Annotated in this window: 15 protein-coding genes, 1 tRNA gene and 1 pseudogene; 4 read left to right on the top strand and 13 right to left on the bottom strand. The window is 67.4% G+C overall.

What is annotated here, in order from left to right; genetic code table 11:
• Positions 1 to 15: 15 nt before the first annotated feature.
• The 10 genes from ACH34Q_RS20540 to ACH34Q_RS20495 all read right to left on the bottom strand — a co-directional run bounded on the left by ACH34Q_RS20540 (position 16) and on the right by ACH34Q_RS20495 (position 11,451).
• Positions 16 to 987 carry a C40 family peptidase gene (locus tag ACH34Q_RS20540; protein WP_395984596.1) on the bottom strand — a complete coding sequence of 324 codons (972 nt, stop codon included), beginning with the start codon at positions 985 to 987 and terminating at the stop codon, positions 16 to 18.
• Positions 987 to 1,862, bottom strand: coding sequence for a replication-relaxation family protein (locus ACH34Q_RS20535; protein WP_395984595.1), 876 nt, complete (start codon positions 1,860 to 1,862; stop codon positions 987 to 989). Before ACH34Q_RS20535 ends, ACH34Q_RS20540 begins: the two co-directional genes overlap by 1 nt.
• A 50-nt stretch (positions 1,863 to 1,912) precedes the next feature.
• Complete coding sequence (locus tag ACH34Q_RS20530) at positions 1,913 to 3,952, bottom strand: type IV secretory system conjugative DNA transfer family protein (protein WP_395984594.1); 2,040 nt, start codon at positions 3,950 to 3,952, stop codon at positions 1,913 to 1,915.
• A 27-nt stretch (positions 3,953 to 3,979) separates the two neighbouring features.
• Entirely contained in the window at positions 3,980 to 4,357 is a 378-nt protein-coding gene (locus tag ACH34Q_RS20525; RefSeq protein ID WP_395984593.1) for a hypothetical protein, read from the bottom strand.
• Positions 4,354 to 6,177 (bottom strand): VirB4 family type IV secretion system protein, encoded by a 1,824-nt coding sequence (locus tag ACH34Q_RS20520; protein WP_395984592.1) that lies wholly within the window; start codon positions 6,175 to 6,177, stop codon positions 4,354 to 4,356. The genes ACH34Q_RS20525 and ACH34Q_RS20520 overlap by 4 nt, the downstream gene beginning before the upstream one ends.
• Positions 6,174 to 7,163: a PrgI family protein gene (locus tag ACH34Q_RS20515; RefSeq protein ID WP_395984591.1), complete on the bottom strand. Its 990-nt coding sequence runs from the start codon at positions 7,161 to 7,163 to the stop codon at positions 6,174 to 6,176. Before ACH34Q_RS20515 ends, ACH34Q_RS20520 begins: the two co-directional genes overlap by 4 nt.
• Positions 7,160 to 8,479: a hypothetical protein gene (locus ACH34Q_RS20510; protein WP_395984590.1), complete on the bottom strand. Its 1,320-nt coding sequence runs from the start codon at positions 8,477 to 8,479 to the stop codon at positions 7,160 to 7,162. Before ACH34Q_RS20510 ends, ACH34Q_RS20515 begins: the two co-directional genes overlap by 4 nt.
• Before the next feature lie 446 nt (positions 8,480 to 8,925).
• Positions 8,926 to 9,201, bottom strand: coding sequence for a pilin (locus tag ACH34Q_RS20505; protein ID WP_395984589.1), 276 nt, complete (start codon positions 9,199 to 9,201; stop codon positions 8,926 to 8,928).
• Between the two features lie 347 nt (positions 9,202 to 9,548).
• Positions 9,549 to 10,367: a hypothetical protein gene (locus tag ACH34Q_RS20500; protein WP_395984588.1), complete on the bottom strand. Its 819-nt coding sequence runs from the start codon at positions 10,365 to 10,367 to the stop codon at positions 9,549 to 9,551.
• 343 nt (positions 10,368 to 10,710) lie between these two features.
• A complete protein-coding gene (locus ACH34Q_RS20495; RefSeq protein WP_395984587.1) occupies positions 10,711 to 11,451 on the bottom strand; it encodes a hypothetical protein in 741 nt (246 codons plus the stop codon).
• A gap of 208 nt (positions 11,452 to 11,659) precedes the next feature.
• On the opposite strand from ACH34Q_RS20495, the gene ACH34Q_RS20490 reads away from it, so the two are divergent.
• From ACH34Q_RS20490 to ACH34Q_RS20475, 4 genes and pseudogenes are all read left to right on the top strand, one after another.
• Positions 11,660 to 12,628: a hypothetical protein gene (locus ACH34Q_RS20490; RefSeq protein WP_395984586.1), complete on the top strand. Its 969-nt coding sequence runs from the start codon at positions 11,660 to 11,662 to the stop codon at positions 12,626 to 12,628.
• Positions 12,625 to 13,518: a TRM11 family SAM-dependent methyltransferase gene (locus tag ACH34Q_RS20485; RefSeq protein ID WP_395984585.1), complete on the top strand. Its 894-nt coding sequence runs from the start codon at positions 12,625 to 12,627 to the stop codon at positions 13,516 to 13,518. Before ACH34Q_RS20490 ends, ACH34Q_RS20485 begins: the two co-directional genes overlap by 4 nt.
• A gap of 394 nt (positions 13,519 to 13,912) precedes the next feature.
• The gene (locus tag ACH34Q_RS20480; protein WP_395984584.1) at positions 13,913 to 14,125 is read left to right on the top strand and encodes a hypothetical protein; all 213 of its coding nucleotides are present in this window, start codon (positions 13,913 to 13,915) and stop codon (positions 14,123 to 14,125) included.
• Positions 14,050 to 15,096 (top strand): annotated as a pseudogene (locus ACH34Q_RS20475) (recombinase family protein); the annotation flags it as partial. The gene ACH34Q_RS20480 and the pseudogene ACH34Q_RS20475, both read left to right, overlap by 76 nt.
• A 294-nt stretch (positions 15,097 to 15,390) precedes the next feature.
• Here the strand turns inward: ACH34Q_RS20475 and ACH34Q_RS20470 are convergent.
• From ACH34Q_RS20470 to ACH34Q_RS20460, 3 genes are all read right to left on the bottom strand, one after another.
• Positions 15,391 to 15,771 (bottom strand): hypothetical protein, encoded by a 381-nt coding sequence (locus ACH34Q_RS20470; RefSeq protein ID WP_395984583.1) that lies wholly within the window; start codon positions 15,769 to 15,771, stop codon positions 15,391 to 15,393.
• A gap of 112 nt (positions 15,772 to 15,883) precedes the next feature.
• Positions 15,884 to 15,956: transfer RNA gene (locus ACH34Q_RS20465), tRNA-Glu, on the bottom strand.
• A gap of 71 nt (positions 15,957 to 16,027) precedes the next feature.
• Entirely contained in the window at positions 16,028 to 17,683 is a 1,656-nt protein-coding gene (locus tag ACH34Q_RS20460; RefSeq protein ID WP_395984582.1) for a metallophosphoesterase, read from the bottom strand.
• Position 17,684: the final 1 nt, after the last annotated feature.

Genomic DNA, 17,684 nt, shown 5'->3' with positions numbered 1-17,684 from the left:
GGCCCCGTAAGGCCGTCAGCGGCGCTGTACGGGTCGGGCATAGCCGACCAGGTCAGAGCGGGTGCCGATGGTGGCGACACGGACGCGTAGGCCCGTACGGGGCGCCTCCACCATGCGGCCACCACCGATCACCATCCCGACATGACCGGGCGCGTTGCGGCTGCCCAGAGAACCTGCGAAGAAGACGAGATCGCCGGGTTGTGCTTGTCCGGTCGGCACGTGCGGCAAGGTCCGCCACTGTTCTTGAGAAGTACGCGCGATGGAGATCCCCGCCTTGTGCCAAGCGTGCTGGACAAGGCTGGAGCAGTCGAAACCGACAATGCCAGCACCTCTCCCGAAGCCTTCCGACGGGCCGCCAGGGCCACCGCCACCCCACGAGTAGGGCGTTCCGATCCAGCGAAGGGCCGCCTGTACCGCCACCCTCGCTTGTCCCGAGGCGGGGATCAGCCCGCCCGCGCAGGCCGATGAATCACCGTCACGTGCGTACTCGGCGGCTCGTCGCAGGACTTTCTTCACGTACCAGTTCGCATGGTTGTAGCGAAAGAGCGCGCGTTCCATCCGGGCGGGCGCGCCGTTGGCCTTCAGCAGTCGGGCGGCGGACGGTATCGCGTCTGCCGGGTCATAGATGTTCTCGTGTCCGTCCCCGTTGCCGTCCACTGCGTAGGCGCGCCAGGTACCCGGTATGAACTGCATCGGCCCTGCCGCCCCGGCCTCGTTGGTTCCCGATCGGATGCCTGGCTCTCGGCCTCGGCCGTGGTCGGACTCGGTGTCTCCGATCGCCGCCAGGACGTTCCATCCGATGCCGTACTGCGTTCCCGCCTTCTGATAGAGCGCCAGGTAGGCGGGCGGGATGTCGTCGGTGGCCGCGCTGCCGGGTCCGGGTTGGCAGATCGAGTCCCCGCCGCCCGAGGTGACGGCTCCGAGCGCGCTGATGAAGACGACCAGGAGGAGGAACACGGCGACGATGACGCCGATGATCAGCGGCATCAGTCTTCGTCAGGGAAGGCGCCGGTCGGATTCGGCGCGTACTCCCAGGCATCGGCGAGCGCGGCGAGCCGTTGTCGCGGCCCGGAGATCCCAGCCGGAAGCCATACGGCACCGGCTGGCCCTTCGGCTGACGTTGAAGGGGTGTGTACGGCGGTGGCGACCGGGATACGAGGGGTGGCGAGGAGTTGGCGGAGGTTGGCCTCGCGGGCCGGGCTGGGCAACCAGAACAGGACGGGCGTGATGGAGCCGGTGGCTTGAGCGAGCGAGACGTATCCGTCGAGCTTCCTTGTGACCCGGGCAAGGGTTTCACTACCGGTGTCGTGTTCGAGAAAGAACTCGAATCGCCTTGGCGGGGCGGCCGGCGACCGGCGGTCTCTTACCTCGGACCAGCGGCCAAAAGCGTCGGGACGGACGTGATCTCCGTGGACGGAGGCGCACTCGCGTTCAGGTAGCCACTTGAGCAGGGCGGACCCGTCGGCGCGGTGCCGGGAGTAGGCGTGCAGGCGAACGAAGAAGTCGTTCACGCCGATCTGGTGGCCCAACCGGGGAGATACCGCGATGTCAAGGGCGGTGTCTTGGCGGTAGCCCAGCTCGCGCGGGCGGAACCCGCGCTGTACGGCCAGGATGTGAGCGCCTGCCGGACCCAGCACCCAGTGCGCGGGCTCTGCGCCGACCGGTGCCCAGGGTTGGAACCTCAGCATGGTGTGGAGCCGGTGCAGTACGCGAAGCCGCTGCTGGCATCGAGATTGGCTCGGGAAGAAGTAAGCGGTGAGCTGCTGCGTTGTGAGAACGCGGTGTTTCCACACCAGGTCGAGGATGGCTCGATCCCGGTTGGTGAGCCGACAGGCCACATCGGCCAACAGCTCGGGGGTCATTCTGGGCGGACGGCGCCGAACACCTCGTAGACGGTTGGCGGGCCTGGGCATTACTCCTCCTCCGCGCGGTCGGTGAGCGTGCGAGGTCGAGCCGTCGGCAGCAGGCGTTCAGGCCGTGCGGCGAACCGTTCAGCCGACGCGGCCCTTACCGCCTCGGCTCGTGCGGGTACCGCATCGGCCAGCGGACGGGTGCGGAAGGTGAACGCCGCAGAGCTGGCGCTGTTGGTGACGATTCGCCCTGCCGCCTGGTAGGCACCCAGATGGGATAGGTCGTACTGGGAGATCAAGGGCGAGACGTGATGGGAGAGAGTCGCCGCGTCCTCGGGCGACACGGCGAAGTAGATCTTGTTGCGCGCATCGGCCGACACGGCCTCTCGCAGGTCCTTGGGCAACTGCGAGAGGTGCTGGTGGGCCAGGACGAGGGAGAAGCGGTAGGCGCGAGCCTCGGCCAAGATGTCGGAGATGGAGCCCGGCAGGTTGAGGAAGTTGTGCGCCTCGTCGACGTAGGCGGCGACGTCCTTACGCGCGTGCTCCGCTTGCTTGGCGCGGGGCGTTATCGCCTGCCACGCATGGGCGAGCAGCAATGAGCCGAACAATCGGGCCGCATCTTCCCCGAGGACGCCCTTGGGGATCCGGGCCAGTACGAGGCCGCCGCCCTCCAAGACTCGCCTGAGATCCACGGTGGAGGCCGTGCCGGAGAGCGCGTCGCGTACGAACGGGCGTAGTAGGACCGCGCGGAGCTTGTTCATGACTGGGCTCACCACCGCCGCGCGCGCAGCCGGGGACAGTTCGTCATAGGAGGCCCAGAACCCCGACAGGAGTTCGTCTTTCAGCTTGCCGGTCACCTCGCGCCGAAATCCGGAGTCGGTGAGGAGCGGGGGCACCTGCGCCAGGGTCGCCTTGTCGCCGTGCACTCGCGTGAGGGTGAGGCACGCCGAGCGCATGAGGTCGTCTAGCCGCGGTCCCCAGGCCGAGGAGAAGCAACGGCGGAACGTGGTGACGATCGACTCGGCCGCGAACGAAGGATCGGGTCCGGCGAGCACGTTCAAGCATGGTGGCGGACCAGCCTGCAAAGGATCGAACACCACTGTCCGCCCTATCGCCCGTTCAGGCAGCCGGTCGAGGACCTCGCTGATCAGATCGCCCTTGGGATCGATCACCAGTGCACCGCGGCCAGCGTGAGCGTCGGACAAGATGAGGTTGGCAAGGAAGGTCGACTTTCCTACGCCGGTCTGGCCGATCACGTGCAAGTGCTGGCGGGCGCCGGCGACGGTGAGCGCGACCGGCCGAGGCGCCCCGGCCTCCGCATCGCCCAGGATCCGCACCGCCTCTTGGCCGTTGGTGCCAGTGGACGGAACGGCAGGTGACGGCGCGACAGGAGAAGCGCCCGCGCGTGTCACACCCGGAGCGCTCGGGTCATAGGGAAGGTGCGCGAGCGCGGCCAGCTCGGCTACCGACAGGAGATACCCGCGGCCCAGACGGCGGGCTGCGAGGCGGGCTGAGGGCTCGTGCACTCGCCTGCGGCGTAGGTACTGGTTGCCCGAGGTGAACAGGGCGAACGTCGAGGCGAGTTCGTGTGCGTGACCGCGCAGCCAACCCTGGGCAGCGCGGTCTTGGCGGCGGCTGGTCGCCACCGCGTAAAGGATCTGGACTTCGTATCGCGGCTGGCTCGCCTTGGCGAGGATCGCGCGTACCTGCTCGGCGCGTTCGGGGTGTACCCGAGCCAGCTCACCCGGCTGCCTATGGCCGGAGCCGCCTGGGACGAGGACGTCGAACGCAGCGCCTTGCAGCGCGGTCGATCGACCTCCGCGCAGGGCGGACGCGGCTCTGTGCGCGCGCCACAACCGCCGCCCGGTGGCCGGTCGAGCCAGCACTTGTACGGCCAGGTGTTCGCCCTGCTCAAGGCCGGATGCGGCCCCAAGAAGTGCCCGCAACGGGTCGGACTTGTGCTCGGTGTTCAGCGGGAAATGCTCAGGCCGGGCCACTACCAGGCGCCCGCCGGTCGAGGATGCGTCGATCGGGATCGGCGCAGCGGAGGGCGTGGTGGTCAGGGTGGCTCCAGGCCAAGCCGAGCGGATGGTCTTCTCCACCAGGCCGGGCGGGACCGTGCCGGGGACCTAAATCTGGACGCGCAGGCCCTTGACGTCCGCGACGAATTCCCAGGCCAAATGCGGCTGGCCGTACAGCGCTCGTTTCCACCAGGGTGATGCCAGCCCGGCCAGGTGGGACCACCAGGCGGCGGCGCTGCTCTCTTCCACGTTCGGCGGTAGGGCGATCTCGATCAACCGTGCGCCTTCGGTGAGGCGGTTGTTGCGCCAGCGCCAGAGCAGTGACCGTACTCCGGCGAGTACCGCGGCTCCGGTGAAGGTCGTCACGATGAGGACCAGGCTGTACCAGGAAGCGCGGGCGGCCAGGTGGCCGGGATCATCGATCAGGTCCTCGATGAGGTCGACCCAGGGGCCGGCACCGGTGAGGGAACGCGAGTGAAAGGTCACAGCGGGTCGGCTCCTTCATCGTTGTCCATGTCGGCCAGCTCGGCGGGATCGGTGGTGGCGAGTGCGTTCTCGTAGGCGCTCGCTTGGGCGCAGAAGGCCGCCCGATCGCTGCTGTTGCCGGAGCCGCACAGCAGGCCCTCGCCTCGGTCGGCGGCCAGCAGATACGCCTTCTCCCCTTCGGTCAGGTCGAAGGCCGCCGCGATCTCGTCGATGACTTGCGGCGCCTGGCGCAGCAGGACTTGGGTCGCGGAGTTGGCGATCACCGCGCGACCCAGGTCGGAGGACAGCAGGTCGGCGGCGTCCTGGGTGACCACCGCCAAGCCCGCCCAGTGCTTTCGTGCCGACTTCGCGAGCCGGTAGAGGAACTGGGCGCCCGCCGGGTGGTGCATGAGGGTCCAGGCCTCGTCCACGACCACCAGCCGTCTGCGCCGGTCGGCCGGATTGGCCACGCGCCGCCAGACCGCATCGAGGGCGAGCAGCATTCCGACAGGCCGAATTTCGTCCGGAAGGTCGCGCAGCGAGAACACGATGAGCGACCCGTTCGGTTGGGTGGTGGTCGGGCCGGAGAACAGCCCGCTGTAGGAACCGGTGACGTACGGGGCGAGCCTGGCGGCGAGGTCTGCCGCTTCGCGGTCGCCCGTTTGAACAGCAAGGTCGAGTTGGGCGGCCAGGTCGGCGAGCAGTGGGGCGGGGCGTTCCCAGGTGGCTGGATCGTTGGTGATGCCGCGCGCTGCGTAAGCGGCGATCAGGGCCCGGTCCAGCACCGCTCGCGAAGCAGGCGTCAGGTCCTGGCCGAGCATCGCGGCCACCAGCGTCTGGACGAACAGTGTCCGCCGCGTCAGGGTGTCGCTGTCCTGCCTGAGCGGAAGGTCGAGCGGGTTGAAACGCACCTGCGGGGCGCCGAGACCGATGTGGGTCCCGCCGACCGCGTGGGCCAGACGACGGTACTCGTCTTCGGGGTCGATGACGGCGACCTCGACGCCTTGGTAGAGCAGCCGCAGAATCTCCAGCTTGGTGAAGTAGGACTTGCCCGCTCCGGAACGCGCGATCGTCACCGAGTTGTGGTTGTCCTGGGCGAACCGATCCCACAGCACCACCCCCGACGAGTGCGCGTTAAGCCCGTACAGCACCGGCGTTTCCTGCACCCGTGGCTGGAGGTCGGGCGAAGTGAACGGGAAGGCGGCCGACAACGCGGCAGTGTCGAAGGCGCGCCGCGTCTTCACCCTGTCGGTCCCCAGCGGCAGCGTGGCGACCCAACCTTGAAGCGCGCGAAAGGTGGTGGGCTGGGCGTCCAGCAGCAACGAGGCAGCCAGCGCCCGTACCCGCTGCGACTCCGCCTCCAACTCGGTGCGGTCGGCAGCGTGGATCGTCAGATACAGGCCGACGCGGAACAAGCGGCCATGGCCGCGCGCGAGAGATGCTGCAAGGTCGGCGGCGTCATCGGCGGCGGCCTCTGCGGCAAAATCGGCCAAGCGGCCGTGTTCGGCGTTTGTACGGGACGTCGATTCCAGGCGGGCAAGCTGGCGCCGCAGCCTCTGCGCCGCCACGAGTGGCGGGATCGGCTCGATGTGAAGCGAGACATCCAGCCGACCGGGATAGGTGAGCAAGGGCTCCAGCCAGCCCGCGCTGACTTCTCGCGGGTAGCCGGCCACCGCGAAGGAGCTGCACACCCCGCCGGGCAACTCCACGACCTTGGCGCCAACCCGAAGCGCTGATGGTCCGGGTACCCCTTCGGCGCTCGCTGCGCTTTCCGTCTCGGATCCGGCGGTGAGGTCCGCGGGCGGCTGCGCTTCCGAACGGAGAGTGCTGAAGAGCTTCATGAGTTGGCCTCCTCGGCGGTGATCACTTCGTCGGGGCCAGCGATATCCACAGGGTGGGGCCCGCCTGGGGATAGCGCCTCGGCCAGCACGCCGACGCACTCGGAGGCGTCCAGCACACCTGTGGTCAAGCCGAGTACGGAGAGGGCACGAGCGGCCTCTTCGGCCTGACGCATCACCACGGCTGCACCGGAATCCCGGAGCCTCTTCCGGCTTCGAGACCGCCATGACGGAAGCGCGGCGGAAGGCTGTTGTCCGGCGCCGCTCTGGAGAACGATGAGAACCTCGCGGATCAGCAGATCTCGTACCTGGTTCAGTTCGGCGAGGAAGCCAGCATGATCATGGGCGGCGCGCTCCAAGGCCGGCTCCGCCAGACCGGCGGCCGCAGTGGCGAAGTGCTCGCTCAGGCCGGACAGATCTACCGCCCGGGTACGGACCAAGATCTGTACTGGAACGTCCAAGGAGTTCAGCCACCGCCCGAACACCGCCACCAGGGCGGCCTGTTCTGCAGGGGTTTGCAGGCCGAAGGGGATCGTGCCAGCGCGTACCAGGACAGCGAGCCCGCCCTCGGCCAGCTCCATGACGCCGTCATGGCGAACGGCGCGTACGGGGAGACGAAGCGGTGAGGGCAGACGGCCGCGTGCCCGACACCATCCAGGCGGGGGTTCCACTACCTCCGACTCTGTGGTGACCCGTGTCTTAGGCAGCTGGAGATGCCTGAGAGCCGCCAGGACATACCGATCCAGGCTCATGCCGTCGCGCCGCGCGACGGTCACCACACATCCGAGCGCCACGACAGGAAGAACGGAGGCGATCACGGCGGCGAACGGCAGCCAGCTGTGCACAGCCAGATACAGGCCCGAGGCGACGAGTCCAGTGCTCGTTAGAACGGCCAACTGCCGGGCGGTGAACCCGTACAGAATCTTGTCCGGCTGGTCGACGTCGGCCGGAATTTTCGCGGTCAGGGCCTCATCTTCTTGACGGGTCACGGCTTCCTCCCCCGGCTTCGCTTGGGCGGGTCGAGCCGCAAGGCCATCTGCCGATGCGGCACGGGCCGCTTCGGCATGCCGGGGAACATCAGCTGCCGGGACCGCACGGACGGCCGAGTCGGAAGCGGTGGTGGCGCGGGCCGTGGCGCTACGCGCGGAGCAGGGATCGGCAGAGCCAACTGCACCGGCCGCTTCTTGGCGGTGGGCTTGGTCTCGGAATCGTGCGGGATTGGCAAGGTCAGTTGCACGGGGCGTCCTCCGGGCGTCGGTGTGGTCTCAGGGCCGCCGGAGGGAGATGGCCCTTGCGGAGCTGAAGGGGAACGCGGATTCGTGGGAAGCGGGGCAGGTCTACGCCGCTTGCGCTCCCTGGTGCCGATCGGTACTGCCCTGCCGCGCCCAGGGCGCTGGTCGGCCCCGCTTCTGAGCGCCGATGAGCGGCCGACCTTGCTCATCAGCGCACCGACTCCGCGATAGATCAGGAATGTCTTGGCCATCTGGCCGAGCATCCGAGGCTGCGCCGGACGCCAGATCGTTCGCGCCACCCATGCCGGAATGCGGATCAGCACCCACAACAAGCAGATGGCAAGCAGAAGGTCGGTCAGGTCGTTCTTGGTCGGAACACCGGCGAAGTCACCACTGGTGTCCTTGGTCTCGGTGAAGAGCAACTGGACCGCGGTGACGAGTACGAGGGCCTGGCAGACCTGGATCGCCAGGATTCCGGAGATGCCCCGCCACCAGAACCGCGCCAGGCCATCGGTCATCGGCAAGGCGTGGAACATCAAGGCCAGCGGCGCGATCGCGACGAGAACCATCGTGATCGCGAGCCGGGCGACGTAGATGAAGGCCACGCACACCGCGAGCCCGATCACCACCAGAGCCACCAGCGGCAGGAACGCCCCACCGGTGGCCACCGATGTGAGAACACTGCCGACGAGAGTGTCGGCGAGCACCCGGGCATTGATCTTCTCGGGACCGCCGTCCAGGAACGCTTGGGCCAGGCCATTGGCCAGCGAGACCCCGTACCCCAGGAAGGTCAGGCTGAGGTTCGCCGCCAGGAAGGCCAACACGACCCGCGGTAGCAACTGGCGAGGCGTGAGCTCCCCGGGAAGGGACTGCCCGGCCATGATGAGGATCCCGGCGGCCGAGACCACCAGCACGAAGCACGTGTTGGCGATGGTCTGCGACACGCCCCACAACTGCCGTGCTCGCGCCATGTCCTGAGACTTCAGCTCGGGCGTGCCTAGCACCGTGGAGCCCAACATGTTGAACACGGGCCGGGCCGCCGCCTCGATCAACTCCTGAAGCCAGTCGTTCACCGCCTCCTTGCCGTGACAACCCAGGTCAGTAAACCCACAGTCCTCGTCTGGGCTCGTACCTGGCGCCGGGCTCTGTTGCGGCGACGGGGTGGGCGAGGTCGGAGCTGGTTCCCATCGTCCAGGCGACACCTCACACAGGACCCCCGGTGTAGCCGCCCCCGGCGCGATGATGGTCTTCTGCCGCCCCGGGCACTGCCCGCCTGCCGACGGTGATGCAGAAGGCCTTGGTGAACCACTCGTAGTCGTAGGTTGCGGTGTCTGGGCTCCGCTTGGATCTGGCTCAGGGACGGGTGGTGGACTGGCTCCGGAGAACGAGGCGACCGATTGTGACTCCGGCTGGTCGATCAGCACCGTCGGCCCCAAGACCAGGACGGCTCCGGCCAAGCCCATAGCAAGGAGCAGCCAGGGCCTGACCCGCCGGAGACGCAGATGGCGAATTCGCATCGCTAGGCGCCGACGATCTGCTGAAGCATCTTGACCAGCACAGGCGCCAGGACCGCCACGCCATAGCCGATCGCGGCGTATCGCAGCGTCTTCTTTGCGGCCTCGACCTCGGCAGGGTCACCTCCGGCCAGGATGTACCGGACACCACCGATGGTGGCGAACAAGGTGGCCAGCCCAACCAGAAGCCCAACGATGACGTTGCGCAGGTTGGTGATGACCTGCTTCAGCGAGGCCGGGGCAGCCAGTTGCGAGGCGGCCTCGGCGATCCCGGGCACCATCAACGCGGTTACCGCACATCCGCAGGTCCAAAGGACCGAAGCGATCAGACGGCGGCGGGTATTCGGGTGATGCAGTCTCCTGCGCTGCTTTCCGCAGGGTCGGCGGACGGCGCTCCCATAGGTGCAGCGGATCCAGGGTCGAGGACGGTAAGGCGGGCGCATGACAGCGTCTCCGATTCTGAGAACGGGCGAACTGGCTGCCAGGTCGGATCACGGGCCGGTACGGCCGGGCTCTGGGTGTCCTCCTCAAGGACTCAGAACGGATGGTGGCTTCGGTGGGGACCGGGTGAACCGTCCGCCCGAACTCCGCACCGGCCCGTGATCCTCTGGCACCCTTAAAGCACCGCTCAGGAGCCGTTTTTCGACGCCGAGACGGAAGAGATTGCCGAGACTTGACCGTTCCTCAAAGCTGCGGCCACTCTCGCCTCGGCTCGTTCACGTCTCTTATAGAGCCGCTTTTCTGGCTCCTTGCATGCCCGCGCATGCTCGGTGAGGGTGACGCCGTCCAACCTTGTCGAGGCGATCAAGGCAGCCTCAGCCCTCGTGATGACGCCCTGCTCGACCGCCTCCGCAAGCAGCCCAACGGGCTCGGCCTCGGGCACCGCAGGGGCGGCGGGAACTTCTGTCGGGTCCGTCGGGACGAGGCGTGACTCGCGGCCCTGGACGCGCAGCGCGCCCTTGCGAGCCCACAGCAGCAGCCGTGGCGCGATGTTGCGTCGGTCCAGATCCACCCGTTGCAGTTGGGCGACGAACTCGGTGATCAGCTCGGAAACGATGTCGTCGGCGAGCCGCTCTGGTGCCGTACGGATGGCCCGAGCCGAGATGTTCTTGAGGCCCGGCATCGCGACACCTACGCACCCGATTACCCAGGCCGGATCGCCAGTGCGGGCGCGTCGTACCAGTTCCGCCCACACCGCGTCCTTGGCCTCATCGGTTGCGCCGTTCAGGAGAAGACCGCGGAGCTCAGCCAGGTCGATCAGCCGGGCTGGCAACCCAAGTCCGAGCGCTTGGCCGTCGAGCGCCAGCGCGCCCGGCCCTTCGGCAAGAAGCTGGAACGTCGACTCTGCGACGGACAACGCGTTGCCCTCACGCATCGGAACGAGGCTGGGGCAGCGCGCAGGTGCGGCGTCGCGACGCTTGTGCGGACGGACGTGCTTGGTGCTCATGGCAACCCCCGGGAAGCTCGAGGCCGGATCGGTCGCCTTCAGATCTGCACGCCCAGAAAGTCGAACCCCGGTGCCACGCAGGTAGGTCGCTTCTCACTGCCGACGCTAGCGCCGACTACTGAGGACGCCGCTGACCAGGCCAAACTCGGCAAGATGGCTGGAGCTCACAGCTAAAGTAAAGGGCAGGAAGAGTACTCACATCGTCCGTGACCTAGGCAGAAGCTTGGTTACGGATCTATTTGGCAAAGAAGCGCCAAGGCTCCATGTGCCCAGTGCTCTTGGTGTTCCTAGCCGAGGTAGCGGGCTGGCCGCCTACCTGCCCTTGTGGTGGGTATCGCCACCATCACCACAAATTGTCAAATCCCTCTGCTTCTTCCTCTGTTACGCCACTTGACCAGCGATGGCTAATTACCCCCGGGTGGTCATCTGGAAGCTTGTGGGAAAGTCCTTGCCGTTGCCGCAGCAGCTCACGCTCTTCCCAGGTTTTGAGCTGCCGATAGCCGTCAACGACCCCGGCTTCCTTGCATCGACTTATCTTCTTTCCGCACTTGCAGTCGCCATCACCGACATCTCGGTGCAGAACATGAACTTCACAAAGTCGGATAAATGCCCAGTCTCGAGCGCGGTATGCTCGCCACTGGTCCGCCAAGGCAGCGTCAACAGTCTCTTGGTCAAGGTTCTTCTCTACGATCCGAGTGGGGCGGCTGTCCAGCAACTCTTGCTTGCGACGGACCTCGTTTCGAAGGTCGGTGATGATGGCCTGCAGCTCTTCCACTTCATCAGCGTGATGTTCCTTCAGCTGTTCAAGCTCGTCCTGCCAAATGCCGTGATGGTCGATGTCCCGTTGCTTGACCAGCCTTGGGCTGTCTCCCCAGTGACGCATACAGACGCCGCACAGCGTCGTGGACCTAGCCGGTAGACCATCCGGAACCTTAGGGGCCTGGAAGATGGCGTTGGGGTTCTTGCAGCACTCGCAGTACGGCATGTCCGTAGCGTCGCATGCGCCACTGACAACTTCGGCCCCGCGATAGATCAGGGCAACAGCCTCCGGCGGGACGAGGGTTTCTCCGGCTCCCAGCATCACGATGGGTCCGCCTGGCGGCACCCAACTGCTCCCGGAGGCCCTGGCTGCCGACCTACCCATGAGCGGCTCTACCTGCGGAAACGCCTGGTGGATGCTCGGTAGGGCTGGCGGCTTGTCGAATCTTTAAGGAGACTGCTGTCGAAATCCGGGTTCATCACGGTGCTTTATAGGTGAACGGGGACCGGGTGGCCGTCTTGGGTCACCCACGATGAACAACACGCCTTCCAACCCAGGAGCTTCCGGCGCAGACCGGCACAGCTTCAACACGGGCGCGAAGACCCGGCGGCTACTGCCGTTGACGGTGTGGCTGTGCTCGGACAGCAAGCCTGACTCCGGTGATGAGAATCGCCGGATCGGAACACGGCGACGCGCCACGGTAGATGGAGCGGCGGGGCGTGCTGCGGCGGCTCGTACGTGCCCGCAGCATCAGCAAGCGGTCGGACGGGAGCTGGCCGCCCACCTGATCGACACCTGCACCGCCGAAGGTGACACCGTCGCCGAGGCGTTCACCACCAGCGAGACCACCCTGGCGACCGCCGCGCGGCGGGGACGGCGCGCTCTGGCGTGCGTGCCGCACTTTCCGCTCGCCCAGCACATCGGCCCACAGCTCCGCACCGAACTGACTGAGCTTCAGCTGCGGAGGGTGGCAATGCGCCCTTGCCGACCGGATCAGATGCACCGCGGGATGGCCGATCAGGCCGGCCAGGTCAGCCTGGTCATCGCCGCGCCGCCTTCGTACGAGGTCAGTGGCCGGGTCCCCAAGGGCCCCGGGACTCGGGATTGCCCTGCCTGCCGTGCCGATCTGTGGATGCTCAACGGCCAGCAGCTCGGCGCGTTCCTGACCGCCTCTTGGCGTGTCCTGCGTCCCGGCGGTCACCTCGCTGTAATCACTACCGCGCGGCATGACGGCGCGCGCCTGATCGACCCTGCCCCGCGCATCGTTCGGCAGGCCAGCCAGGTCGGATTTCGCTACAGCCAACACGTCATCGCCCTGCGCGTGCCCGTGAAAGGTGAAGCGCTGCTCGTGCAGAGCGGCCCCACAGACCTCGCTGAGCTGCGTGATGTCCGTTCCAGGGCTCTGCCGCCTGTGGTGAGTGTGCACGCCGACGTGTGCCTGTTCACCCGACCTGGCGCCCCAGCCACAGGTTCAGACGAGCCGAAGGAAGGTCGCCGGTGAGCGTGCCATCCCACTTCGCCGCTCTTCGTCGTCAAGGCCTGTCGTCGGTGCTGGCGACTGGGCAACAGCCCTCGCGGGTTCAGCGTAAGGGGCGTTACACCGCCGAGTCGATGCGGCATCCCGGAAAGATGCTGCCCGCCATCGCCGCCTGTGTGATCGAGGCGTTCACCAGTCCTGGAGAGCTGGTCATCGATCCGATGTGCGGGATCGGTACCACCCTTGTCGAGGCGATCCACCTGGGCCGTGACGCGGCGGGTATGGAGTACGAGGCCAGTTGGGTGGAACTCGCGGCTGGCAACGTGCTCCTTGCGCAGCGGCAGGGCGCCACTGGACCGGCCAAGCTCACCATCGGAGACGCCCGCAACATCGCCACCGCCTACGCGCCTCTGTGCGGAAAGGCCGCGCTGGTTCTCACCTCGCCTCCGTACGGCCCGCGCACCCATGGGCATGTGCGCTCCGGAACCCGAGACGGCAGCGGACGGGTCGAGAAGTGGAACCACCGCTACTCCACCGACCGCGGCAACCTAGCTCACCAGGGCCTGGACGAACTGCTGGAGGGGTTTGCGCGGATCCTTGCCAGTAGCGCCGAGCTGTTGCGGCCCAGAGGAATGGTCGCGGTCACGGTCCGGCCGATCCGGGTCAAGGGAGAGCTGATCGACCTCCCCGGCCTGGTCGCCGACAGCGCCCACCAAGCCGGGCTAGTGCTCACTGGCCGGCTCGCCGCGCTGCTATGCGGCCTCCGCGATGGCGAACTGGTCAACCGGGCCTCGTTCTTTCAGATGTTGGAGACCCGCCGTGCCCGAGAACGCGGCATCCCGGCCTGCGCCACAGCCCATGAAGATCTCCTGCTGTTCATGCCCGCCCGCGACCTGAACGAGGACCACCGATGATCCACCGGCTCATCAGCCGACTCCAGGTCACACCGGGACGAAACCGAGCCGCTGAGACCCTCGAACGCCTGCAACTCGGGACCTGTGGCGCATGCGGGCGAGCCCGCTACCGAACTCGCTGCAAAGCGCGCCGGGCCGCGAAGCTTGCTGCATCGGGAATCAAGTTCCATGCCTACCGGTGCGGGGACTGGTGGCACCTCACCACACCCGCCGGCCACGCCCAGCACATCTCCTCGCCCGTCACCCTCATCCCGTCAAGACCGGCGGCGAGTCCCAGCCTTGATCTTCGGTGCCGAGATGAGCGGTCATATCGGGACCACCACCGCGCGGGCGGGACACATCCCCGCAACCGTGACTGGTGGCGGCGAGACACCGACTCGTCACGGGGCGAGCGGTGACCCGCGAAGACCGGAAGCAAGACATCCAGCCAGAGGAACCGACTGAGTTCGTCTGGACGGTGATGGCTGCTGAAGGCGATGTGGCCGTTCAACTGGAACGTGCGCAGGCACGTGCGATCAACGAGGTACTGGCATGGGTAGCAAAGCAGCACCGATCTCGCCCGATCTCCTCAGAGCCGGATCCCGGGGAGGGCGCCGGACCCGGCTGACCGGACCCGGCGGCGGACATCGCGCTCCAGGACCGTTGCGGGTCGCCTTCGCAGCGCGCGTCTCAACCGAGGACCAGCAGGACCCGACACTGTCCATCCCTCGGCAGCTCAACTCCTGCCGGGCAGCTCTGCCCGCACAAGCCGTGATCTCCGTCCACTTCTACGACGTGGAATCGGGGCGGAAGGACCTCGCTGCCCGGGGAAGGGGCAAGGGGCACGAAAGGTTCGTAATCCCCGTGCCACGCGAAGGCGGCATCCAAGATCTGCTAGAGGAGGCCACTCGACCAGATCGGCGATTCGACGCGGTGATCTGCGAGTCAATCGAGCGCATCGCCCGACGTACCTACGTCGGAACTCTCATCGAGAACCGCCTGGAAGAGGCAGGCGTCCCGCTCTTCGCAGCAGACGAGCCCATCGCCCTCGGCGGCAACCGGGCGACGCAGGTCCTGACCCGGCGCGTGAAGCAAGGCGTCGCCGAGTGGTACGTCCTAGAGCTCCTGGAGAAGTCCTGGGGCGGTACCGAGGTTCATACCGAGCAGGGATTCAACATCGGCAAGCCGCCGTACGGCTACGCCGCGCTGAAGATTCCTCATCCCGTACCGGCCCGACGAGCCGAGGGAGCGTCCAAGCATCGGCTGGTTCCTGATCCCGAGCGCGGGCTCGTCGTCACGTCGCTCTTCGAGTGGCGGGTCGGGGAGTGCATGGGCTACGAGGCCATTGCCAATCGCCTCAATACCGACCTCGACCGTTACCCGCCTCCACAGCCGGTGGACCCCGGGCGGGCGGTGGGGCGATGGACACACTCCTCAGTACGCGAGATCCTCCGCAACCCCAAGTACACCGGCTACATGGTGTGGAACCGGCGGGCCACCAAATCCGACGGAGGGAGCTGCAACCCGCCCGAAGCGTGGGTCTGGTCGAGCGTCCCCTCTCACGAGCCCCTGGTGTCTGTGGAGACCTTCCTGGCAGCGCGCCAGACCGGCAGTCGTCGCGAACGATCACGAAGCACCCAGGAACGCAACAGCTGTGCGGGTACGCGACGGACGTACGTTCTACGGAGCTACATCACCTGCGACGAATGCAGCCGTCGACTGTTCGGCAAGACCAACCCCACGGGCACGCCCTACTACGTCTGCAAGCCGCCGAAGGGCTACGTCCCCGAAGGGCACCCGAAGAGCTACTGGGTTCGGGAGGAACTCTTGCTTAAGGGACTCTCAGACTTCTTCGCCAGCAACGTCTTCGGTCCACACCGTCGTTCGCGGCTGTCAGTTCTCATGATCGAGGCCGCCAACCAGGCAGCGGTCGAGCACCAGGCGGCCATAAACGCTGTTCGAAAGGCCGTCCAGGACATCAGCCTGCGACGAGAACGCCTGATCGGCAGCCTGGAGCACCTGGAGGTGCCGGACCCCGAGTTCACCCGGGACGTCAACGCTCGCGCTGCCCAACTCAGCGCCGACCGCGATCAGAAGAGGGCCCGTCTCGCGGAGCTGGAGAGCACACAGCCCGTTCGCCAGTGTCCGAATCTGCTCGACCAGCTGCCAGCGGGGAGCGTGGATCTGGCCACGGTCCCCGAGCCGGTTCTCCGCAAGCTGTTCGATGCGTTCCGGCTTCAGATGCGCTACGACCGCACGACTCGGAAGGTGCACTGCCAGGTGACCGTCGCACGCGAGATCATCCAGGTCCAGCGGGACGCAGCGGCCACCGCGCTAGGCGACCAACCGCCCGCGACTGGCGATGATCATGAAGCCGTCTGTGATGTACCCCCTACCGGATTCGAACCGGCGCTACCGCCTTGAAAGGGCGGCGTCCTAGGCCGCTAGACGAAGGGGGCCCTGGGTGGCAGCGACGGCTGCCACGCGACCGCTCCAGCATAGGGGACAAGCTGGCCGGACGCACAAACGGTTAGTCCCCTTCTGGTGGGCGTGTGGCGGATGGGCTGGGTGTGGGGCTCTCGGTGGGCCACTGGGACGGGGGCAGCGACGGGAACGTGGGGGAGTTGGTCGGGGGCTGCGTGGCGGGCGGGCCGATGGTGCGGTCGGGCTTGGGCTCCAGGTGGCGCTCGATCTGGGCGGAGGTGAGGCCGAGGCCGCCCAGGCGGATGTCGTCCCAGCCCTGGAGGCGGTGGGTGGCGCGGCTGAAGTAGAGGACGGACAGCTCGATGGGGGTGGGTTCCTCGTGTTCGAGGCCGCGCAGGCCGGCACCGCCGGTGGAGCCCTGGACGAAGAGGCGGGTGCCGGTGGGCAGGAGCCGGGTGGAGCGCTTGTGGCCGTGGCCCGACAGGACGATGGGGGTCGTTCCGGTGAAGCCCTCGCCCTCGAACGGGTCGTGCGAGACGACCATGTCGGGGGTCGTACCGGCGTTGCGGAGCTTCTGGGCCAGCTGGGAGCCCAGGGTACGGAGCTGCGTGACGCCCAGATGGTCGTCGCGGGTGGTCTTGTCGGGGGTGTAGCGGGGGTCGCCGGTGCCGTAGACGCGCAGGCCCTCGACCTCCTGGAGCTCGTCGTCCAGGACGATGGCGTTCTTCTGGTCGTCGACGGCGTCCTGGATGCCCTGGGAGTCGTGGTTGCCGCGGACGAAGACGTACGGGATCTTCAGCGACTCGATCTCGTCGGCGAACTTCTCCTCGGGCTCGCTGCCGTGGTCGGTCAGGTCGCCGCTGTCGACGATGAAGTTGATCTTGAACTGGGTACTGACCGAGCGCATCACCGAGAAGGCGGCCGGGTTCAGATGGATGTCGGACACGTGCAGCACGCGGATCGTGGACGGGTCGGGTTCGTATTCCGGGAGGGTCGAGGTCGCCGCGTACAGCTCGGAGACGTTCCCGACGAGCTTGGCGAGCTGGGCGCGGTACGCCGAGAAGCGCTCGACGATGCTCTGGGCGTCGCCGACGAGCTGGGGCGCGTTCGACAGGATCCCGGTGTAGCGGGGCTCGGCGATGGCCTGCGGATTGAACGTCGACCAGGTGAGCAGGACCAGGACGAGCATTCCCGCGACGCTGCAGCCGAGGCCGGCCAGGGCCTTGCGCCAGGAACGGAAGAGCAGCAGGCCCGCCAGGAACGACAGCGTGAGCCCGAGCGCGGTGGCGCGCAGCAGCAGGATCAGGACGCCGTGCCGGAGCTGGTCGGTGATCTGGTCGGTGATCTGGTCCAGGCCGGTGTCGCTCTCGATCAGTTCGCGGGCGGGCTCGGGCCGCAGTTCGGTGACGCGGGCCTCAAGGGCGAGCGGCCCCCAGTGCGTGTCGAGGTGGAGCGCGCCCAGCGGCGGGATCTGGATCGTCGTACCGCCGCCCCATTGGGGCCGCAGCAGCAGGGAGACGTCGGTGGGGCCGACGGGCGTCTCGACGCGCCCGCCGAGCAGGAGGCCGGCCAGTCCGCCGGCCAGTCCGGCGGCGAGCACCGCGAGGGCGCCGGCCCAGCGGCGGGTACGGGGACCGGGCGGGTGGAGGCGGCTGCGCAGTCGAGGGGGGAGTCGCGGGCGGCGAAGCCATGCGGGGCTGCCCTCGGGGAGGCGCGGCAGCCGGACCCTGGAGAGAACGGTCCGGATGTGCGCGACGAGCACG

The organism is Actinomadura sp. 9N407 (genome assembly GCF_044326315.1).
In the GTDB taxonomy this organism is placed as follows: domain Bacteria; phylum Actinomycetota; class Actinomycetes; order Streptosporangiales; family Streptosporangiaceae; genus Spirillospora.
Note: the sequence above shows the minus strand (reverse complement) of the source record. Positions and strands in the feature narration are given on the sequence as shown.